This is a genomic window from Bacillus sp. FJAT-42315 (assembly GCF_002797375.1).
Taxonomy (GTDB): Bacteria; Bacillota; Bacilli; order Bacillales; family Domibacillaceae; genus Bacillus_CE.
The window spans coordinates 552,597-575,227 of the sequence record NZ_KZ454941.1; the positions used below are offsets into that span (position 1 = coordinate 552,597).

16 protein-coding genes are annotated in these 22,631 nt (G+C 40.1%); 7 read left to right on the forward strand and 9 right to left on the reverse strand.

Annotated features, from left to right (window positions below; all coding sequences use genetic code 11):
• Positions 1–147: 147 nt before the first annotated feature.
• The 3 genes from CEF22_RS02505 to CEF22_RS18405 form a co-directional block, all read right to left on the reverse strand.
• Positions 148–2,154, reverse strand: a complete 2,007-nt coding sequence (locus CEF22_RS02505) for a sensor histidine kinase (RefSeq protein WP_100401621.1) — start codon at positions 2,152–2,154, stop codon at positions 148–150.
• Positions 2,151–2,831, reverse strand: coding sequence for a response regulator transcription factor (locus CEF22_RS02510; protein ID WP_100401622.1), 681 nt, complete (start codon positions 2,829–2,831; stop codon positions 2,151–2,153). The genes CEF22_RS02505 and CEF22_RS02510 overlap by 4 nt, the downstream gene beginning before the upstream one ends.
• 152 nt (positions 2,832–2,983) lie before the next feature.
• A complete protein-coding gene (locus CEF22_RS18405; RefSeq protein ID WP_157843141.1) occupies positions 2,984–3,142 on the reverse strand; it encodes a hypothetical protein in 159 nt (52 codons plus the stop codon).
• Between the two features lie 279 nt (positions 3,143–3,421).
• On the opposite strand from CEF22_RS18405, the gene CEF22_RS02515 reads away from it, so the two are divergent.
• Together CEF22_RS02515 and CEF22_RS02520 are read left to right on the forward strand one after the other, a co-directional pair.
• Positions 3,422–4,915 carry a S8 family serine peptidase gene (locus CEF22_RS02515; RefSeq protein WP_100401623.1) on the forward strand — a complete coding sequence of 498 codons (1,494 nt, stop codon included), beginning with the start codon at positions 3,422–3,424 and terminating at the stop codon, positions 4,913–4,915.
• A 286-nt stretch (positions 4,916–5,201) separates the two neighbouring features.
• On the forward strand, positions 5,202–6,062 hold the full coding sequence (locus tag CEF22_RS02520; RefSeq protein WP_100401624.1) for a CvfB family protein: 861 nt from the start codon (positions 5,202–5,204) through the stop codon (positions 6,060–6,062).
• 99 nt (positions 6,063–6,161) lie between these two features.
• On the opposite strand, the gene uraA is transcribed toward CEF22_RS02520, so the two are convergent.
• Positions 6,162–7,430, reverse strand: a complete 1,269-nt coding sequence (gene uraA, locus CEF22_RS02525) for a uracil permease (protein WP_095480284.1) — start codon at positions 7,428–7,430, stop codon at positions 6,162–6,164.
• Positions 7,431–7,651: 221 nt separating this feature from the next.
• The gene (locus CEF22_RS02530; protein WP_100401625.1) at positions 7,652–9,055 is read right to left on the reverse strand and encodes an alanine/glycine:cation symporter family protein; all 1,404 of its coding nucleotides are present in this window, start codon (positions 9,053–9,055) and stop codon (positions 7,652–7,654) included.
• A 568-nt stretch (positions 9,056–9,623) separates the two neighbouring features.
• Here CEF22_RS02530 and serC point away from each other — a divergent pair.
• The 3 genes from serC to CEF22_RS02545 all read left to right on the forward strand — a co-directional run bounded on the left by serC (position 9,624) and on the right by CEF22_RS02545 (position 15,597).
• Positions 9,624–10,706: a 3-phosphoserine/phosphohydroxythreonine transaminase gene (gene serC / locus CEF22_RS02535; RefSeq protein WP_100401626.1), complete on the forward strand. Its 1,083-nt coding sequence runs from the start codon at positions 9,624–9,626 to the stop codon at positions 10,704–10,706.
• 11 nt (positions 10,707–10,717) lie between these two features.
• Positions 10,718–11,899 (forward strand): phosphoglycerate dehydrogenase, encoded by a 1,182-nt coding sequence (locus CEF22_RS02540; protein WP_095480287.1) that lies wholly within the window; start codon positions 10,718–10,720, stop codon positions 11,897–11,899.
• Positions 11,900–12,105: 206 nt separating this feature from the next.
• Positions 12,106–15,597 carry a S8 family peptidase gene (locus CEF22_RS02545; protein WP_157843142.1) on the forward strand — a complete coding sequence of 1,164 codons (3,492 nt, stop codon included), beginning with the start codon at positions 12,106–12,108 and terminating at the stop codon, positions 15,595–15,597.
• A 69-nt stretch (positions 15,598–15,666) separates the two neighbouring features.
• Here the strand turns inward: CEF22_RS02545 and CEF22_RS02550 are convergent, their stop codons facing one another.
• The 3 genes from CEF22_RS02550 to CEF22_RS02560 all read right to left on the reverse strand — a co-directional run bounded on the left by CEF22_RS02550 (position 15,667) and on the right by CEF22_RS02560 (position 19,353).
• Positions 15,667–17,295 (reverse strand): M14 family metallocarboxypeptidase, encoded by a 1,629-nt coding sequence (locus CEF22_RS02550; protein ID WP_100401628.1) that lies wholly within the window; start codon positions 17,293–17,295, stop codon positions 15,667–15,669.
• Positions 17,296–17,415: 120 nt separating this feature from the next.
• Positions 17,416–18,666 carry an efflux RND transporter periplasmic adaptor subunit gene (locus CEF22_RS02555; protein ID WP_100401629.1) on the reverse strand — a complete coding sequence of 417 codons (1,251 nt, stop codon included), beginning with the start codon at positions 18,664–18,666 and terminating at the stop codon, positions 17,416–17,418.
• A gap of 21 nt (positions 18,667–18,687) precedes the next feature.
• Positions 18,688–19,353: a hypothetical protein gene (locus tag CEF22_RS02560; RefSeq protein ID WP_157843143.1), complete on the reverse strand. Its 666-nt coding sequence runs from the start codon at positions 19,351–19,353 to the stop codon at positions 18,688–18,690.
• A gap of 343 nt (positions 19,354–19,696) precedes the next feature.
• Here CEF22_RS02560 and CEF22_RS02565 point away from each other — a divergent pair, with 343 nt between their 5' ends.
• Together CEF22_RS02565 and CEF22_RS02570 are read left to right on the forward strand one after the other, a co-directional pair.
• Positions 19,697–20,260: a 3D domain-containing protein gene (locus CEF22_RS02565; protein WP_100401631.1), complete on the forward strand. Its 564-nt coding sequence runs from the start codon at positions 19,697–19,699 to the stop codon at positions 20,258–20,260.
• 347 nt (positions 20,261–20,607) lie between these two features.
• On the forward strand, positions 20,608–21,384 hold the full coding sequence (locus CEF22_RS02570) for a LysM peptidoglycan-binding and 3D domain-containing protein (RefSeq protein ID WP_100401632.1): 777 nt from the start codon (positions 20,608–20,610) through the stop codon (positions 21,382–21,384).
• A 121-nt stretch (positions 21,385–21,505) separates the two neighbouring features.
• On the opposite strand, the gene CEF22_RS02575 is transcribed toward CEF22_RS02570, so the two are convergent.
• Positions 21,506–22,627 (reverse strand): M20 peptidase aminoacylase family protein, encoded by a 1,122-nt coding sequence (locus CEF22_RS02575; protein WP_095480294.1) that lies wholly within the window; start codon positions 22,625–22,627, stop codon positions 21,506–21,508.
• Positions 22,628–22,631: the final 4 nt, after the last annotated feature.

The window sequence follows — 22,631 nt, forward strand, 5'->3', positions numbered from 1 at the left end:
TCCTTAGTGAATATAAAAAAATATACTATTTGCTATATCGGATAAAAATAAAAAAACTTTAATTATATTACTATATTTTCTTTAAATGGTTAAATTTGAGATAAAGAGATGCTGGATAAAGCATCTCTTCAATCAATATGTTTCTTTTCAACCTGGTAAAGTCACAGTGAATTGAGCCCCTTTTTGTAGTTGGCTGTGAGCAGTGATAGTTCCTTTATGAGCTTTAATGATTTCTTTAGCGATGGCTAAACCTAAGCCAGTGCTGTTTTTTTCAATTCGAACCGGGGTGGTACGATACATACGTTCAAATAGTTTTTCTGCATGCTCTTCTGAAAAGCCGATTCCATTGTCTTTGACTTGAAAGGAGATTATATCTTCATTTCTCCAAACAGACACTTCTATTATTCCACCAGGTGGAGTGAATTTCACCGCATTAGATAATAAGTTTGAAAAGATTTGTTCAATTCGGATCGGATCAAGCCATACTTCATGTCGCTTCTCTTTCTCTAACGAAGATTGATAAACAAATGTTAATTGTTCAGCTTTGATTTTCGTTTCATACGATTGAAATAACTTATACATATATTCCTCAAAATCAACGAGTTGAAACTCAAAAGAAAGCTGTTTCTCTTCCATTAGTACGAGCTGCTTCAAATCAGCTAATAATTTCTCCATAAATCCCACTTGTTTATAAAGGTTATCGATATATTTTCTTTCACCTAAAGGAAGAATGCCGTCTAATATTCCTTTAGCTATCATTTTCAGCACCGATAACGGAGAAGAAAGGTCGTGGGAAATCGTTGAGATCAAATGAGTTCTAGCACTTTCTGCTTCCTCTAGTTCTTGATAAGCCTTTTCTAACTTCATTGTTCGTTCCTGTACCTTTTTCTCTAATTGTTTATTTAAAATATTCAACTGGTTCGATAGGCGCTCGGCCATTGCGTAGGAACGAGCATATTTCGCTGCGTTTAGAGCCACATGAATGATCACATAAAAGAGGACACTTATTAGTGCGATGTACATTCCGTCTAATAGATCTAGTCGAATCAATATGTCATTGAAGACACCATAGATGATTAACACTAAACCAACGAGATTCCAATACGCTTCAACTACGCCTTTCTTAATGGAACGAATGGATAAAATGGTCATATAAATAAACACACAAAGCACGAAAAAGGCGAAAGGCAATTTCGTGTATGTAAAGATACTTGATGGCAGAAATAACGACATACATGCGCTCGTTACACAAATGAAAATGACTACTTTAAGATAAAGAGGTTTTAAAGGTTGTATTAACATATAATGAAAATATTTGTACCAAGCGATAAAAAGAAGAAAGGTACTAACATGTTCAATTCTTAAAATGGTTGTCCAACTTAAAAACGGGAATAGCAGGTCAAGTTGAATTGTGCCAGCGGAGGACGTTCGAATCGCTACTGCCAAGCAAACAAGGCCAAAGTAGAGCGAAGACAAATCATTGCGACGTTTCATATAAAAAACAATGTGATAAATTGCTAGAATCAACATTCCACCAATAATAAATGATTCCTTCATCAGGCGTAAACTATATTGGGGGAGTAATACGGTTTCTTTACCAAACTCAATCGTTTGCCACAAGCCTGTATGATAGAACATATAATTAGAGGTTAAAATATCAATCTGCAACACTTCTTGATCTGGTTGATAAGCAATAAAAGATGGTCGGTTGGCTGGGACATAGTCTTCTTTTGTTGTGCCAACGACACCATTTTCATAAAGTGTTTCCCCGTTCACTTTGAAAATATAACTTGATCCGATTTCTGGGAGGTAAAATCCGAGACGTTTTCCAACGTATTCTGGGTTTAGCTTCATAATTAGACGATAGTTCGCATAACCATTTGGAGATACATTTTGACCGTTCAACTTATAATTCGTCCATTCATTTGGTACGTCTACATAGATCGGAGACTGTCCACTGAAATCCTTCCATGAAAAAGCCCATTCTCCATTTAACCCGATGATCGGCGTAGCTTCAAAGGAGTGTTGTTGAAGATTCAAGGTGCCTTGCTGTGCTTCAAAAGAAATATGAGCAGGTTTAGTGAAGTGGCTGTACATGAATAATAAAAGCAATAAGCCTAGCGTGACAGAAATATAGGTTCCTCGTCTTTTCATGGCACGAATTTGTATCCGAAACCTCTAACTGTTTGAATATGATGTGGCTTTTTCGGGATGTCTTCAATTTTTTTTCGTAAATTGCTAATGTGTACAAATATTGTGTTAGCATCGCTTTCAGAATCAATCCCCCAAATGGAGTTAAACAAATGCTCCGAACTAAAAACTTTATTCGGATGTTGCGCTAAGAAAAATAGTAATTGTCTTTCTTTCACATATAATTCGATCGGTTGCCCGTTTTTGGTAACTTCCATACTTTCTAAATCGAGCGTGAGCGTACCAAACACCAACTTGTTATTTTCTGTTTCGTCGGTACGTCTTCGTAAGTGAACTTTGATCCGTGCGAGTAATTCTTGAGGGTCAAAAGGTTTTGTAATATAATCATCGGCTCCGCTATCAAATCCTTGCAATTTGATTGATGTTTCACTGAATCCGGAGATGAATATTAATACACCGTCATATTGCTTGCGATATCGCTTGGCTAAAGCAAGGCCACTCTCTCCTGGAAGTTGAATATCAAGCAAGATTAAATCAGGTTGAAAAAGCTGTATCTCCTCCCAACCCTTTTCTGCATTTTCCGCCCAACGAGCTTCGTATCCAGCAGCTTCTAAATACATAAGACCTACTTCAGCAAGCGTTGCTTCGTCTTCTATTAGTAGGATGCGCTTGCGCTCCATTTTGGTTACTTCCTCTCTGATTAAAGTTCTACTATAATATTACCAATTTTTCGTGAATTATCGAATGATACATTTGAACTAAAAAAGAAGAAGGCTAACCTAAAAATAGAGGTCAGCCTTCTTCTAATTTCGTTGCTGAAGGAAAGGCGAGCTTATTGAGATAGCTTGTCTAAAATGCTCGTATGGTTGCGATGCACTCGATGTGACTCTTGATAAGATTTGCGCAATTCCTTTGTTTGTAAACGCTCTTTTAATTTTGGTAACACAATTGCTAGCAGTACGCCATAAGTAATGATTTTCTTTGCATTCATCTTTCTTCATCCCCGTTCTAAATAGTAGGTATATTTTGATATACCCGATAATAATTAAGAAAAAACAACAGAGAGGCACTATGTTATTCACAATAGAACCAAAAAGATATCCTATATTATTATAACATACTAAATGACCTAATGAAATTGAAATACTGGGATTGACTGTAAAATGAGGTTGTGAGTCAAATAAATCACACCACTTTTTAAAACACTCTATACACTCGTACATATTCCTTTTATAATTTTCAGAAAGGCTTAATAATCAGGGGGATCTTTATGGGGAAAAAAAGATTAGCAACATCCATCTTGACAAGTGCAGCAATGGCTTTTACATTATTCAGTTCAGTTCACGTACAAGCTACCGAACAATTAAGCTCGCAAGCTATTCAAGGAAGTTATGAAAAAGGCGAGCTTAACATTCAATTTCACCGCTTGCTGACAAAAACTGAGCGAGAAGTGATTTATCAAAAATATGGATTAACAGAGAAGTCGACGTTGCAAAATGGACTCTTTGCTAATGTGACGATTGAAGATTATCACCAGCTAAAAGCGGTAGCGCAAGCGTTAGTGCAAGAGACAGAGATTGCTAGTGCGGAGCCGAATTATCATATGGCATCTGAATATAAACCAAATGACTCTTATTATGGTCGCCAATGGTTTCATTCAAAAATCAATGCGCCTCATGCTTGGAACCGGACGCGTGGAAGCTCGCAATTAACAGTCGCGGTGATTGATGGTGGAGTCGATATGGGGCATCCGGAATTTAAAGGACGACTAGTAAAGCCGTATAATGCGGTCACAAACAGTACAACGTTTCCACCGGATGACCATGGTACGCATGTAGCAGGGATTATTGGAGCCGCTATGGACGGTGCCGGTACAACTGGTGTTGCTCCAGGTGTGAAAATTATGCCGATCAATGTATTTGAAGGAGAATACGCTGAAAGCTATGACGTATCGAGAGCGATTATGTATGCAGCTGATCAAGGTGCAGATGTGTTGAATTTAAGTTTTGGTACTTATGACTACAGTAGCATCGTGGAATATGCAGTCAATTACGCTTATAAGAAGGGAGCAGTTGTTGTTGCTGCTGCTGGAAATGAATCGACGAGTAAACCACTTTATCCAGCTTCCCATTCGAACGCCATTTCAGTAAGTGCGACAAATTCTAAGGATAAAATCGCTTATTTTTCTAACTATGGTCGCTACATTGATGTGTCGGCACCTGGAGAAGACATCCTTTCTACGGTTATTGATGATTCATATGCCTATATGGATGGCACGTCCATGGCCGCACCAGTGGTATCGGGAGAAGCAGCACTGATTTTATCGAAAAACCCGTTTTTAACGCCAAGTCAAGTGAAAAAAATGATCTACTCATCCACACGTGATTTAGGGAAAAAAGGGTGGGACTCATACTATGGAATCGGTCGAATTGACACTTATCAAGCACTTAAAATGACGAAGGAGCCAATGGGAACGATCGTTCTTTCCTCTAAAGAATACACGGGCCAAAAGAATGTTAGAGCAGGTGTAGCGGTCTATGGAAATATGCGAGGAACAGTGTATGTGGAGGATGCGGCTGGAAATAATGTGAACACGTTAATTAGTAGCCAGCCACCGCAAAAAGGAGGCTTCGCTGTTTACTGGAACGGCAAGCTTCAAGACGGCTCTTATGCTCCACCAGGTGAGTATAAAATCGTGTTCCGAGTATCTGATAACCGTCAATCGATGATGAAGAAGGCGGCAGTCACAGTAGTTCAGAATTAATAGTTTGGGCTGTCTCCTTTGTTTGGAGACAGCCCTTTAGTTTATTTTGCTATTTTGCGTTTGTTGAGTACTTTTTTAACGATCGGATAAACAACAGGGGCAAATTTAATCGCAGCTTTCACAATCGACTTTATTTTCACTTTTTCGTCACCTCACTACTATTTTCCCTGAATAGGACGGCTCTAAACAATAAAATTCGAGCATAGTATTCTTAATTCCTGTTATAATGAAGGCAGATTCGGGTAAATTTATTATTAATTAAAGGTAAAGGAAGGATTTATTATATATGACGAACTTACAAGCTGGAACGATTCGTACGCTTGAGGTGAAAAACGAAGCGCCATTTGGCTGGTTTTTAACAGATGGCGAGGAAAGTGTATTGTTACATCACTCGGAAATGACGGATGACTTTGATCCGGATGCCTTAATCGAGGTGTTTTTATTCCAAGATCATCAAGGGCGACTTGCCGCTACGATGAAGAAGCCACTAATCACTTTAGACAACTACGCTTGGGTTGAAGTCGTTGGTGTCGAAGAAAAGCTTGGCGTATTCGTCTCAATTGGGATTACAAAAGACATGCTTGTATCAGTAGATGATTTGCCATTTATGTTCTCGGTTCGCCCGATGGTTGGCGATCTTCTCTACTGTACGCTGAAGCTTGATCGTAACGACCGTTTATTTGCGAAACCAGCAACAGAAGAAGTGATGCAGGAGCAATTCGCAACCGCTTCTAAAAAGGATTTCAATAAAGATATTACTGGTATTGTGTACCGCGCAACAAAAGCGGGTACATTTATCATTACCGCTGAAGGCTATCGTGGCTTCATTCACGATTCTCAGCGTAAAGTAGAGCCACGCCTCGGTCAAAAAGTTGATGGTCGAATCGTTGACGTCAAAGAAGACGGTTCTGTTAACGTGTCTCTTCTAGGGCGTCGACAAGAAGTACAACAGGATGACGCCGAAGACATCTATGAGTATCTTGTGCAACGCGGCGGTTCCATGCCGTATAGCGACAAAAGCTTGCCAGAAGAAATTGAAAGTCGCTTCGGCCTAAGCAAAGGCGCCTTCAAAAGAGCCCTTGGTAAGCTAATGAAAGAAAGAAGAGTGTATCAAGAGGACGGTTGGACTCGTATCGTAAAAGAATAATAGCAAGCGGGCTGTCGGGGAAATCCTCGGCAGTTTTTTGTGCCTAGCATGGGGGGTGTCATCATTTACTAAACAAAAAAGCCGCCCGAGGGCAGCCTTTTATTCATAGTCATTAGAGAGTTTGAGTTTATCAATAATCGTGAAGAATACACTTAGTAAAATGGCAACTACGGTCGCTAACGCCATTCCTTTTAAGGCAAAGCTTTCGCCAAATGTTAGAGAGGCACCACTTAAACCGATTACGAGTACAACCGTTGTTAAAATCATGTTTGTCGCTTTTGAATAATCTACTTTGGATTCAACGAGCATGCGTAGACCTGAAACGGCAATGACACCAAACAATAGGAGTGAGATGCCGCCCATGACAGCTGTTGGAATCGTAGAGATCAGCGCTGCTAGCTTGCCGACGAAAGATAAAATGATCGCCATGACAGCGGCGCCACCGATGACCCATGTGGAATATACTTTCGTTAAGGCGAGGACTCCGATATTTTCACCGTATGTTGTATTCGGTGTTGAGCCGACAAATCCGGAAATGACGGTCGAAATCCCGTTACCTAGGAGCGAAACGCCAAGTCCTGGTTTTTTCATTAAGTCGCGCTTGACAATATTTTCTGTTACGACTAGATGACCGATATGTTCAGCAATGACTACAAGTGCTGCTGGAATAATAATCGCCATGCTAGCTAAGTCGAACTCAGGTTTGTAAAAATCCGGTAGGGCGAACCATTTAGCGTCACGAACCGGTTGAAAATCAACCAATCCATAAAAATAAGCAATAATATAGCCGGAAACAATCCCAATCAAAATGGGGATAATTTTCATAAAGCCTCTAAACATTACATTTCCGATAATCGTAATCCCGAGTGTCAATAGTGACACGGTAATTGTAGCTGAATCAGGTGTCCACGGTTTTGTTGGGTCTGGGTTAATGAGGCCTGCCATTTGAGCAGCTACTGGGACAAGCTCAAGCCCGATAACAGCAACAATCGCTCCCATTGCTGCAGGAGGGAACACGACATCAATCCATTTCGTCCCGACAAAGCGAATGAGTAAAGCAACAAGAATAAAAATAATTCCGACAGCGATAAATCCACCAAGAGCGGCACCATATCCTTTATCCGCTAACACAATCGTAACTGGGGAGATAAAGGCAAAGCTAGAACCGAGATAAGCAGGGATTTGTCCTTTACATAACGCGAGATAAATCAGCGTTCCAATGCCGTTCATTAATAAAATCGTCGCTGGATTCACACCGAAAAGAATCGGTACAAGAACCGTCGAACCGAACATCGCAAACAAATGCTGCAAACTAAGCGGAATCATTGCTAACGCTGGTGGCCGTTCATCAACTTGATAAGTGCGCATACAAACTCTCCTTTAAACATAATATTGAACACAAATTGATCATATTATACAGCAACGTCCGACAGCTTTCTACATAAATTTATTTATTTTTAAAAAACAAAAACAGCGTTGCGAAAGCTAAAGCTCTACAACGCTGTTTTTGTTATTGGTTAATATTCAGAAACGGCTGCTTCTGCTTTTCTTTGTCCAGCTACAGGCGCTAGCGACTTTCGCTTTTCCATTTAACTTACTTTTTTGTTTTCTCCTTTGTACGCTTTTGTTTGAAAAAAGTCGTTTGTTTCTTTGACGATGACTTTGGAAAGGAGTAAGATGCCGACTAAGTTTGGAATCATCATAAGAGCGTTGGCCATGTCGGCGAATGCCCAAACGGTTGTTAAGCTTGCAATAGCCCCGATCCCTGTGGCTGTTACGTATACGATACGGTAAGCAGAGATGTATTTTAATCCAGCGATGTATTCGAAGCATTTTTCTCCGTACATGTACCAGCCAACGATAGTTGAGAATCCGAAGAAGATAACGGATAGAGAAACGATCCATTCACCAGCCGTACCAAGAACAGAACCAAAGGCTGCGGTTGTTAATGCCCCACCTTCAAGGTTCGCATTGTGAGTGACACCGGAAAGCGTTCCACCTGTGGGGTCCCAAAAACCTGTCATTAAAAGAACGAGACCTGTCATGGTACAAACGATAATCGTCACAATAAATGTCCCTGTCATCGCAACGAGTGCTTGTTTCACTGGGTGATCAGCACGAGCATTTCCAGCGATTAAGGCAGCGGTACCAAGACCTGCTTCGTTCGAGAAAATCCCTTTTGATACTCCATTGCGAATCGCTTCAGCTACAACGACTCCTGCAAAACCGCCAACAGCAGAAATTGGGTTGAAAGCATGATGGAAGATTAATTGAAAAGAAGGAATAATTTGATCGTAGTTGATGCTGATAATTAGTAAAGATCCACCGATATAAAGCGCCGCCATAATGGGGACAAAAAATCCAGCTACTGTACTAATGCGTTGAATTCCACCGAAAATGATTAAAGCCGTTAATACGACAAGGATGATTCCGGTGATCCATCCATTGATATGGAAATTTTTCAGCATGACATCAGCAATTGTATTGGATTGTACACTGTTCCCGATCCCTAATGCAGCGAATGCCCCAAACATTGCGAATGCCATCGCTAACCATTTCCATTTACGGCCGAGCCCTCGCTCGATATAGTACATCGGCCCGCCGGAGTATTCCCCATTGGCGTTTTTGACACGGTATTTCATTGCTAGTAAAGCTTCCGCATACTTCGTCGCCATTCCTAAGAGGCCAACGACCCACATCCAAAAAATTGCCCCAGGTCCACCAAGTGTAACGGCAGTAGCTACCCCAGCGATATTCCCGTTTCCAATGGTCGCAGCAAGTGCCGTCATTAAGGCTTTGAAGTTACTTACATCACCTTCTGCCTTTGCATCCTCTTCTTTTTCTTTAGAAAACGCTAGCTTGAAAGCGTAAAGCAAGCGGTGAAACTGTAATCCTTTCAGAAGAAAAGTAAGAAAGACACCGGTACCGACTAGCAGTATTAAACTTGGTGTTCCCCAGAGCACGCTATTAATCTTTTGTAAAACTTCTAACACCTTTCATCTCCCCCTTTGTTGAGATATTTTTCTAATATTACGATAATTGAAAACGTTTTCAGTATGTTGGTAAATATATTTTAACATTTCGAAAAAACTAGACAATTGTCGAAAAACAAAAAAGAAAACATTTTACTTTGTCGAAATTAACAACTAAAGCTCTTTTATTATATCAAAATGTTAAAAATCCGCCACTAAAACTATAGAAGTTATAAAATTGGAAAGATTCAATATTGAAGAAAACTTTGCTACTGCTGGGGAGAAAGTAAATTTTTTTATCTCGAAGAATTTGATCACTATTTCACATAATATTATTCAAACAATAAATATTCTCTCGATAAAACCCAAGAAAAAACCTTAAATGCGAACGAAAAATAAAAAAGATAAAAAAATGTTCGCTTTTGAAGAATGCGATAAAATCAGTTTTGTAAGCGTTAACAAGGTGGAATCCGGCTTTGGTCTTGGTTTTCTTCCTCTTGATAAGTAGGTGTTTATAATTTATAATTCATTGATATTAATACGTGTAAATTTTCTGATATACAAATAAGAAACGAATGAGGGTGTTAACATGGAAAGAGTGTATAATTTTTCAGCGGGCCCTTCTATGCTTCCGCTACCAGTGTTGGAAAAAGCTCAAAAGGAATTGGTCAATTATGCTGATTCTGGCATGTCTGTAATGGAGTTAAGCCATCGTTCGGGCTTATTTACAGATATTATTACGAAAGCGGAGCAATTGCTTCGTGAACTAATGAACATTCCAGAGAATTATAAGGTGCTATTTATCCAAGGTGGAGCTTCTCAACAATTTGCGATGATTCCAATGAACTTATTACGCAACAGTGGAAAAGCAGATTATGTGAATACAGGATCTTGGTCTAAAAAGGCGATTAAAGAAGCGAAGAAGTACGGTGAAGTTCGCGTCATCGCTTCCTCCGAAGACGAAAACTTCAGCTACATTCCAGCGATTGATGCAAGCATGATCGATCCAGAAGCTGATTATGTACATATCACAACTAATAACACAATAGAAGGAACAGCTTTCACGCAAATTCCTGATACAGGAAATGTTCCTCTTGTCGCGGATATGTCTTCTAACATTTTATCGGAAGAAATTGATGTGTCGAAGTTTGGTTTGATTTATGCGGGCGCGCAAAAGAACATCGGCCCGGCTGGATTAACGGTTGTTATTATTCGCGAAGATTTAATTGGCTTTGCGAAAGAAGACGTTCCAACGATGCTTGATTACAAAACGCATAGTGAGAGCGGCTCTTTATACAACACACCTCCGACTTATGGCATTTATATGGCAAAGCTTGTATTTGAATGGTTAACAGAGCTTGGCGGTTTGAAAGCAATGGAGAAGATCAACCGTGAAAAGGCGGAGATTTTATACAGCTTCTTAGAGGAATCTGAAATGTTTGCTTCTCCTGTGAAAAAAGATAGCCGTTCAATCATGAATATTCCTTTCGTTTCACCATCAGCAGAATTAGATGCGGCGTTTGTGAAGGAAGCAAAAGCAGCAGGTTTAGAAACGTTAAAAGGCCATCGCTCTGTCGGTGGGATGAGAGCAAGTATTTATAATGCGATGCCAGTTGAGGGCGTGCAAGCACTTGTAGACTTTATGAAACAATTCGAAAGCAAACATAAGTAAAAGGGGAGACCATAACCGTGTATACAATTAAAACATTAAACAATATCGCCGAATGTGGCTTAAATGTATTCAATAAAGACGCTTTTACGATTGATAACGATAGTGTAAATCCAGATGCGATTGTACTTCGCAGCTTCAATATGCACAACATGGAGATTGACGAAAACACGAAAGCAATCGCTCGTGCCGGAGCTGGTGTTAACAATATTCCAGTAGAAGCTTGCACAGAGCGCGGAATCGTTGTATTTAACACGCCAGGCGCTAATGCCAATGCGGTAAAAGAGCTAGTTCTTACGACGTTAATGGCATCTTCTCGTAACTTATTTGCTGGTGTAGAATGGACGAAAACATTAGCTGGCAAGGGCGATGAAGTGCCGAAGCTTGTTGAAGCAGGCAAGAAGCAATTTGCCGGAAAAGAAATTAAAGGAAAAACATTAGGTGTCATCGGATTAGGTGCGATTGGAGCACTTGTAGCTAATGATGCACTTGATCTTGATATGGATGTTATTGGGTTTGATCCATTCATCTCTGTTGATACAGCTTGGAATCTTTCTCGTAACGTGCAACGTGCGATGACGATGGATCAGTTGTTTGCAGTAGCTGACTACATTACTGTGCACGTGCCATTAACAGAAAATACGAAAGGCATGTTCAATGAAGAATCTTTCGGTATGATGAAGCCAGGTGTTCATATTTTGAACTTCTCTCGCGGTGAGCTAGTGAACGAAGAAGATATGGCTGTAGCAATTGAAAAAGGTATTGTAGGCAAATATATTACAGACTTCCCGAACGAAAATATCTTAAAAATGAACAATGTCGTACCAATTCCTCACCTTGGAGCATCTACTAAGGAATCAGAAGAGAATTGTGCGATTATGGCTTCTCGTCAAGTGAAGGAATATTTGGAAACAGGAAATATCAAAAACTCTGTTAACTTACCGAACGCGTCCCTACCTTTCGCAGGCAAACGTCGCGTAACAGCGTTCCATAAAAACGTACCGAACATGGTAGGACAAATTACGGGCGCTTTATCTGAATACAACTTAAACATTGCTGACATGGTAAATAGAAGTAGAGGCGACTACGCTTATACGATTATTGATATTGATAATAAAGTAAACGGCGACGTCATCCCTGGCTTACAAGAAAAAATGAGCAAAATCGATGGAATGGTAACGTTCCGCGTGATTTAATCGCTGTTATATCATGTAAAGGCCTGACTCTAACTATTCAATCTTTAAGTAGATTGGGTGGATAAGAGTCAGGCTTTTTATTTTTGAAATGTTACTATTGTTTAACTTTTGATTAAATTTATTACAAAAATATTAAAAAAATGAAACTTTTTTGTAACTCATACGTTAAGATAAAGGTAAGCAAAAACAGCAGGAGGGTTATGTTCATGAAAAACAGTTGGAAACGCGCATTAGCATTGGGAATATCTGCAGTTATGGTATTTCCAGCAGGAGCGATGGCTTCGAGTTCAAGCACATCGATCCATGCGGAGGATGTAAAGCAATTTCAGCAAGCGGCTAAATCAGCCTCTCTTCCAGGAAATGAAGCGAAGAAGAAGGTTGAAATGTACAAAGCGAATAAAGAAATGGAAGAATTTATTAATTCTAATACATTTGTGATTAAGTACAATAAGCCAATCGCCAAGCAAGTACATAAAAAAGCAGGAGTGAAGCTTGTACGCTCGCTGCCACGGCTTGGTTATGATGTCATCTACATACCGAAATCAAAAAAATTCAATGATGTGTTAAAAGTTTATCAAAACGAGAAAACGGTTGAATCCATCAGCCCAAGTGTGAAATATAAGCAATTCGCTCCAGCACTCGGTGATCCGAAAAAATCTAAAATGTATCATTTGCCAATGTTAAATATTGATCAAGCAATCAAGCAAGCTGGTAAACATAAAGTAACCGTGGCAGTTGTTGATGGAGGCGTTGATTATAAACATCCTGACTTACAAGGCCAGCTACTTCCACCTTATAACGCAGCAGACCCATCGAAAACGCCAGCACGTGATATGCATGGAACGCATGTTGCCGGCATCATTGCTTCTAAAGCAAATAATGGACTTGGCGGATATGGCGTCAATCCGAATGCCAAAATTTTACCTGTTGATGTGTTTAACGGGAAAGCAGGCGCCAATGATTACACGATCGCAGAAGGGATTCTTTATGCGGTCTCTAAAAAAGTTGATGTCATTAATTTAAGCCTTGGTGGCTTTGGCTCCTCTCCGCTAGTGGAAGACGCGATTCAGCAAGCAATTGATGCGGGGATCGTTGTTGTGGCAGCCGCTGGAAATGAATCAACAGATGTGTATGCTTATCCTGCTGCTTATCCTGGTGTTATTAGTGTGGGAAATGTTGATCGTGATAAAATGCTGTCTGATAGCTCTAACTTCGGTCCATCGGTTGATGTCGTTGCACCCGGTGAAGACATTTACAACACAGGTTATGAGTTAGGGAAGGGCTCTAGCTATGCAACGTTAACAGGAACATCAATGGCTTCTCCGATGGTCGCAGGGGTTGCCTCACTATTAAAATCAAAATATCCAAATCTTACGTCTTATGACGTTGAGAATATATTAGAAAAAACAGCGACAGACCTTGGAGCAAAAGGATACGACACAAAATTCGCGAACGGACTGATTAATCCGGTGGCTGCTTTGAAGCTAGATCCGAAGAGCCTTCCAGCACAACCTGATTACTCAGAAGAAGCGGTATTAAAAACAGCGAAGCCTTTGAAGAATGGCGAGAATAGTTTTACAGGTAATATTCAATCACCAGGTGAAGTGCATTGGTACAAGGTTGATTTAAATGAAAATGAACATGTACAAACAGTGCTAGAAGGCGCTGATTCTTACGATTACGGCATGGAGTTTTATTTTATCCCTGAAGGTGCGGAAGAAGGCGTGTTCATCGAGCATAATAAAAGCCGTGCAGGTGAGAAAGAAGCCTATTTATATACAGCTGCAGAAAAAGGGACGCTTGTGATTGGCGTGAAGGATGTTAACGACAATTACCATCGTGCGGGTCAGTCGACATACACATTGACGGCGAACACCATTACCGCGTTACAAGCAGATGCTGATACGTCTGAGAATCCAGTGGAAATTACTTCTTTCCCATACGCAAAAGGTGATTTCACTTTATTCCCAGCGGAACCAGAAATGCCGGATCATGATTATTTCACTTTTGCTGTTGACGAGCCGAAAGTTCTTTCAATTTCATTATCAGACATACCAGGTGTGAATGCGGCATTAAGTGTATCGATGGTGGTAGATGAAGATGGCGGAGAAGAAGAAGTGGTGATGGCTAATGACAACGGACCGAGTAAAGGTGAGGTGCTGTCGTTTAAAGCCGTACCAGGAGTTGATTATAAAATCACCGTTACAAACGAAGCAGCGATGATGGATGGAGACATGGGTTCTATATTAGCTCTGCTTGGAATGGGCGGTGGTAGTATTGATCTTGGACCTGCTACAACATCAGCCTTTCCGTATCAATTCAAGGTAGAGGAAAGACAGCTTCCGGCTGATGAGGATGGTTGGCCAATAGCAGAGGATTTAGAAGAAAGCTTAGAAAATGGCACGATTGATCCACAAACGTATGCGGAAGAAAAAGCTGAAGATCAAGCGGATTTTACAGAAAACATGATTGATGAAGAATATAACATAGATAAAGAAATTTTAGAAAAGTCGATTCCTTATACACTTGGAAAAGAGCAGAGTGGATACTTCCAAGTCGAGGGAGATGAAGATTATTACAAATTCGTCCCAACAACGAGTGGTGTGTATGAATTAGATATTGTGAAAGGCTCTAGTCAGATGCCAATGGGCACAATTTTACAATATAATGAAGACATCGATGCTTTACTTCCGGTTACGGAGGGTGGAGATGACATCCTAGGCATGATTTTAGCGTTGTTAGGTGGAGGTCAGCAAACGAATAAAACGACGGTCGCATTGAAGGCAGGAGAGGAATATGTCTTGCGCGTGGCGAATTCGACGTATAATATTTCTGGTGATCCGTACACGATTCGTACAAAAAAGATCGCGGATGTTCCTAAAGAGTCTGACACAGATCAAAATAGTCAAGAAAAAGCAGCAAACATTAAACAAGGAACAACGTATAAAAACTACTTCATTCATACTGGGGATGTCGATTATTACTACTTTAAAAATGGTGAAGCAGAGAAAATTCATCGTTTAAGTATTAAGCCGTCCAATGTCACAGCTGCACAAAAAGCGACGATCCCTTATGATTTACGCCAGCCAATGATTTTCAGCGGGATGTTAATAGAGGATACAAACGGCGATAAAATGATTGATGAAGAGGAAGCATTAAAGCAAGTTCCATTTGGCCCAAGCTTGTTTGAAATGAACTTTGAACCAACTGTTGATCTGGCGTTTAAAGCAAAGAAACATACAGGCTACTTTGTAGAGGTTAGATCTCTTATGTCTGCCCAACCGAATTTACTCCCTTATGAAGTGAAGCTATCAGAAATGAAAAGTAGCTTAAGAGATGGCGATGGAAAAGTAGTTAACCATGTGCCGCAAAAGCCAATTGCTTTGAAAAAGGCGAAGGATCATTTATATGTAAATGGCTATATGAATGCTGAAATCCCATTTGGTGACGTAGATCATTTTGCTTTAAATGTAGCGAAAGACAAACGCTATGACATTACGCTCCAAATGGAAAGTGGCCTCGATGGCAAAGTGGAAATTTACAATGAGAAAGGTGCTCGTGTGGCGAGTTTTGATCACTACGGAAGCGGTGATGAAGAAATTGCCTCCATTAACTTGAAAAAAGGCAAATACTTTATCGAAGTAAGTGAAACACAAGGAAGAGCTTCGGCACAATCGTATAAATTAACAGTAAAGTAAGGTTATTTAAAAAACAGGTTCCGGAATGATGACGGAACCTGTTTTTTGTGTGTCGTGGAGAGGAAAACTTTACTTTATTCTCTCGTTAGCCAATAACAGCCCGATGGAGTGATTTTGCTTCCAAATTCTTGAGAAATAAGTCATCGGGACCGGTCGGTGACCTACATAAGGAGCGACTTCAATCGTGAAGCCTGGTTTTTTCTGTGATTGGATAAACCAGTCCGTATATCCGCCGCCACTATATTTCTTCTTCGGCGGCACGAGTTGATAGCCGGTTTTTCGATTGATTTTTTTAGCAATATTGTAATCTCGTGTTTTTTGGGCACCTGATTGATAGAAGTGCCAGAAAATAATTTGTCCTGAGCTATGATAAGCAGCAGAAGCTTTAAAGCGATGTTTCAGTGTAAAGTCGTACAGTGCTTTCGTTTCTGGTTCACTTAGCGGCTTTGGTCCTTTATAGTTTTGCGGGTGAGGCTTACCTGGGTCACAGCAAATTGTTGGCCAGCCAGCTGGATATTGGCGATTTAAGTCGACGCCACGTACATTAGCTTTCCAAGCGGCAAAGCTCCGTTGATTGCGATTGATTTTCAGGGCTGCTGCTGGATTCTTGGCGCTGTTTGCTCCTTTTTGTACAAGTGATACACCGTCTGGATTCACCATAGGTACAAAGTAGATCGACACTCGATCAAGGAGATTTTTCACCGCGTAGCCATCAATTTTTTTATTTGTTTCGTAGGCATAGGCATATTGGTCAATCATTTCCATGGTGACATTCGTTGTAATATGTTCACGAGCATGATGAGAAGCATTGATAAATACTTCTTCTCGACCTTTGCCTAGCTTTAACGCATAAAGGTTTCGTCCGTCAACCGATTTGCCGATCACTTCTAAAGACGCAAGCCCTGGATACCACTGAACGATTTCCTTTAAGTCTGCAGTCATTTGTTCATATGTATACACTTTGAGAGGATTGACGTAATTTCCTGATGGCAAGAGCACATCTTTTTTATTCACATAAGCGGTTCTACCACCGATTTTTGTGATGAAATAGTCTCTATAGCTAGCAATAAATAAAAGTGGTTCATTAGATTGTATGCGAGCCATTGGTGTTAATTGTCCATTTTTAGAGTATAGAAGATTTGTAGTATATTTCGTCACGCCACGTTTATTCATGGGAGATCCTGGTTGAACGCCGCCTGGAAGCTGACCATCTATGACAGGGATTGTTTCGCTTTTAGCGATATAAGCGGGTTGGCCGTTGAAATCGATGATCATATAGCCGGCTTCTTCTCCCGTTGTTTGCAGGGTTTCCCCTGATAACACACGAGCCATTTTTTTGTAGCCCCCGGTTGTTTTCTTATAAAGTGCACTATCTGTTGTTGTTTGCAACTGGTTCGCATCTGGGTGTACGTCCCATAAGCTAATATCTTGTAAAAATTGGCTAGGAATATAGCCTGTTTGCCCATTCCATTCTACTTGGGTTCGATCATTGTCAATAGATAAAAATCGGACGATCGTGTCGATGGGAATAGGCTGAGTCACCGTTTCTCCTGTCGCTTCATCTACCTGTGAAAAATCGGTTGGCGCCGTCGTCTTCATGTAGCGTTCTTCAATGGTGGTAGCTGAAGAAATGGTGTAACAACACAATAAAAAAAGTAGAGCAAGGGGGCCGATGACCAGTTTCATTCCTGTGTTCATATATGTAACCTCCGCTAAAAGAATATGAATCTAGTATAATATTACCATGATATTTATATGTTGGAATAAAAAAGAAAAGTGGAGCTAAACAAAAAAACAGAGCGATTTTGCTCTGTTTTTTTAAGACAATGCCCCCATGAGGATGAATTTGATTCTTTCTTTTGTTGATAGTTGTTTAAAGGGCTTCTTTTTGAGTAAATCTTTTTGGACTGGTGTGGTAAAGTGGGCTTTTGTTGTTTGTAGTTTGCTCGGGTCTGTGATGACAATTTCATCTTTTTGTAAGCCGCTTTGTACTTCTTGGACACCGTTCACGAGCAGTCCTGTTTGAATGTTTCTCTTTTCGATTAGTCCTTTTTTGTTTAGGACATATACATAGGATTTTTTCTTCGTTTTGACGACGCTAGACTTCGGTACCGTGATCGCTTGAAGAGCTTCGTTTGTAATGATCGTGACGTTTGACTTCATTCCTGGAAGCAAGTCAGCGGTTTGGGCATTGCCTGTTTGATTGAGCTGCCCCATAAATGGATATAGGCTTTTTCGGTTCACGGATGGTTCTTTTTCCGGGAATTTCTGCAGACTTGAGATCGATCCCTCTAACTGTAATGCTTCCGGAGCAACAGTCGCTTTTATTTGCAACCCTTCCGATACTTTTCTCATTTGCTGTTCAGTAAGTACGCCTTGGACAGCTAGGTTTGGCGAATGAAGCGTGATCAGTGGATTGTTTAGCTGTTCGTCAATGTTTTTAACAACGCCCTCAACTTCACTTTTTACGACTAAGTTGCTTTTATTTGATTCCAGCTGTGAAACGAGCTTCTCATACTTACGAACTTCTTCTTCGAGATTTTTCTTCTTGGTTTCTTGCTCGATGATTTCCTTTTCCATCATCGTAATGGCGCTTAAGCTACTGTCTTCGTCTTTATTATCTTTGTCCTTCTTGCTCGTTCTTCGTGTTTCTCTTTCTAAATCACTTAAAATCCCTTCAAATTGCGAGATTTGTTGTTCAACGAATCTAATTTTTTGTTGGGCTTCGGCTTTTTCTGCTTCAAGCTTTGTTAATTGGCGTTCAAGGTCGACAGAGGAGTATTCAAATAGCGGATCGCCTGAGTTAATGACTTGTCCTTCTTCGACTAAAAATTTTTGAAAGCTTCCTTGATCGCGATTGAAATAGACGGGGGTCACTTCAGCAGTAGTGATCACACCTGCCGTTTGAAAGGACTCAGTAATGTCCTTCACAGCCGAGGGGTTCCATTCAGTGACCCACTGTGTGCGTTCCGCTTTACTATCTTCTTTAAATGTTAAATATAAGTTGCCAACAATGAATAGTATGCTTCCTATAATAAAAGCATTGCGTTTGAGTCGTTTCATGTTCATGCTTTGACACCTCCTCGCATGTTAAAATAATCGCTCGATATGAATCGACGTAAATAGTGCTGAGAATACCCAAAAAACTAATGTAATGATGATGATTAATAAAAAAACGTAGCTCGAACTTTTTGTAGATACGCTCTTTAAAAAGCGGTACTGCAAGGCGATGGCCCATAATTGAAATAATGAAATGAAACTAAAGAAACTAATGACAATTTGATTATCCGTGACATATTGAGCAAGTACGCCTAAAGTGAATGGTGACGACGTTCTTGGAATCGCTAAAAATAGTTGTAATCCGATTAATACGCAAAATTCTATTAAATAAATCAAGTAGACAAATGTTTGTAAAGCCATTAATTTACGAAAATCGACTTCTAAAAACGTCCAAAATAATAGAGTTGGAATAAAAATGACCACTAGTGGGTAAATCAGCCCCCATACGGCTGTTCCAATAGCGAAGAGCATTTTCTTCCACTCGAAAATGGTTGGATTCATTTCTATTATATATGTAGAAACAGGCTCTGCTTGAATGCCTAAATAGCCACTTATGAAAGAAATTAACATACTGAAAAACACTAATAAAGACAAGCGGCTCCATAACCCGCGGATCGCTTCTGCTTGTTCGAGGCGATAGAAGCTATCTGTTGGTCGCAACAGCCCTTTGACTAGCTGCAATTGATAAATCATCACGAAAATCCTCCAATAAATAGAATAAAATGACATCTTCCCTTGTTATCTGTAATCATTTGACACTAGTCTATTATAATCTAACGACTGCTTATAATAAAGATGCATAAAAAAATGTCTATCACAATAGAAGAAAAATGACAAAATGATGACAAATATTTTAGGAGAATTTGAAAGGTAATCTGATAGAAATCAATAGACTAAACAGTTTGTTGGTGAAGTAACTATCAGAAAATTCAATCTGATGAAATATTAGTGTAATGAAAGAAACATCTGTGTGTAATATGCTCGTTATAATCTCATGGTAGAATGTGGACTGTGTTCAAAATTAAGGAGGTTTTTATTCGTGAAGAAAACGATTATGTCGTTTATTTTTGCCGCGCTAGTCTTTAGTGCTTCAACTGCTGAAGCAGCAACTACGACTTATACAGTAAAACATGGAGATACATTATGGAGCATTTCTCAAAAATATAAAACAACTGTTGCTCAAATTAAGAAATGGAACAACTTGAAATCTAATATGTTGTATTCGGGTACTAAATTAATAGTTTCTAATACGGATTCTACGGCTGCTTCGGCTAAGCCTTCCAAGCCTTCTGAGCCTGCAAACCAAAAAGTAGTGAAGGAATTGACGGTTCGAGCGAGTGCTTATACGGCTTACTGTAGAGGGTGTTCTGGTATTACAGCTACAGGAATTAATTTAAAAAAGAACCCTAATGCGAAAGTGATTGCGGTTGATCCTAGAGTGATTCCACTTGGATCAAAGGTGTATGTAGAAGGATATGGAGAAGCGATTGCTGGTGATAAAGGCGGCGCTATTAAAGGTAATAGAATTGACGTCCATATGCCAACGAAAAAGAAGGCGTATAGTTGGGGCGTTCGGAAAGTAAAAATTAAAGTTTTAAAATAATAACTTCTCAGTTTACTAGAAATCCATTTGTTCTTGGGTTTCTTTTTTTTTACAGTTTTGTTGTCGAAAAGATAGAAACAATCTGAACTATTTCATCAAGATGACAAATAGAAAAGAATGACTTCTTTGTAATCCTTTCGTCATAAACACACATGAAAGAGTAATGACTTCTTAAAAACATTACAGGGTGTCTGCGTGATACAATGAGTCATGTTAGCGAAAGGCGAGGTGCCTAACGCGTTTATATAAATAGTAAATAGATTGTTACTTTTGACCAATGGACCGAATAAAAAAAGATTCTCACAGGCGGCAGCCATGTATGAGAACAATTTGGAGGTTTTTCTATTATGAAAAAACAAATTATTGCACTTGCAGCTACTACAGTGATTGGCGGAGGCCTTTTTAGTACGGCAGCATCAGCACAAACATATACAGTACAAAAGGGAGATACACTTTGGGGCATCTCACAAAAAAATAGCACAACTGTTCAACAGTTAAAGAGCTGGAACAACCTTTCTTCAGACTTGATCTTTCCTAATCAAAGATTAGAAGTAAACGGTGGTTCAACTGTAGCACCAGTTCAATCAAGCAACGGTACTTACACGGTTAAAGCTGGAGATACTTTAGGGAAAATTGCTGCAGCTCACGGTTTATCTGTTAGCTCATTAAAAGCATTAAATGGCTTATCTTCTCATATGATTTACCCAGGAGATCAATTAGCGGTTGCTGGTAATGCGAAAGTCGAGCAAGCATCGAAGCCGGCGGCACAAGCATCTACACAGCCGGCGCCTGTAAAAGAAGCACCTGCTAAAGCAGCTTCATCTAACGTACAAGGAAAAACAATGACGGTCACTGCAACAGCGTATACAGCACAATGTAACGGCTGTTCAGGAGTTACTGCAACAGGTATTAATTTAAATGCAAATCGCAATGCAAAAGTCATTGCCGTTGATCCAAACGTTATTCCATTAGGCTCAAAAGTACATGTAGAAGGATACGGAACAGCGATTGCTGGAGATACGGGTGGCGCAATTAAAGGAAATAAAATCGATCTTCATATGCCGACAAAAGAGCAAGCGTATCAATGGGGCGTACGCTCAGTTAATATTACTATTTTAGATTAATAGAGAGGGCGCCTAATAGGTCCTAAAATAAAAGAGGTGGAGAAAAACGACTCGTTTTTCTCCACCTTTTTTTTGTTTCTGATATTTCCCTGAAAGTAGCTGGCTACTTTCAGGGTTTTAATTATTTTAACGCCAGTAAAACGGTGTTTGTTAATGCATCAACGCCAAGTTTTAGCGCATTTTTGTCAAATGTCATATTGGGATGGTGTAAGCCAGGCTTTAAGTCGGCTCCGATTCCCATCATCGACGCTTTTAAGTGTGGCCGTTTAATCGTGTAGAAATGAAAGTCATCACTTCCAGGTGTGATCACTGGTTCAGCTAGCATATCCATGCCGCCAGTTTCGATGATTCCTCGGCGGAGCCATTCTTCTGCTTCAGCCGACACTTCCGCACCGGGAGTGAAATCGAGCCATTCATAGCTGATGTTCACGCCGTAAAGCTGACAAACGTGCTCGATTTTCTGTTCCATTTTCTTCTGCATATCTTGCAAAACCGCATTCTTCTGTGCTCGTAAATCCATTCCGAACTTAGCCGAGCCAGGAATGATGTTATAGTTTTGGCTACCGGCTTCGACATACGTCATTTTGGCAGAATAGACTTCGAATGGCGAATATTGAATTAATTTCACTTGCTCATTGAGCGTAGAAATAATATCAATGGCATTGATGTTTTGATGCGGGCGGGCACCGTGAGCATCGTGCCCTTCGATTTTTCCTTGTAAAAAAGTCACTGCTCCGTGATGAATCGACGGTGAAACTTTGCCGAATGGAAGTTCTTCAACTGGACGCAAATGAATGCCGAATAAATAATCTGCATCGTCGACGACCCCTTTTTCCACCATTTTCAATGCCCCACCACCGGTTTCTTCTGCCGGTTGAAAAATGAAGCGAACGCAGCCATTAGTGACTTGCTCTTTTAATTGTAAGATTGCGCCGATGACGATCGACATATGAGCATCATGACCGCATGAATGATTCGCTTGAAAGACTCCGTTCACTTCTTGCCAGAGCGCGTCCATATCAGCGCGAACAGCAATCACTGGTTTGCCAGAACCGATTTCAGCAACAAGTCCAGTGCAATCATCAAAGGTAGAAACAGAAATCCCTTCAGACCGAAGTAAATCAGCAATATAAGCGGTTGTTTTCGTTTCTTCCCAACTAATTTCTGCATGAGTATGCAAATGATTAAAAATATCAAGCAGGCGATTTTCTAGCTTGGTGTCGGTTTTACTCAAGTGAGACATCTCC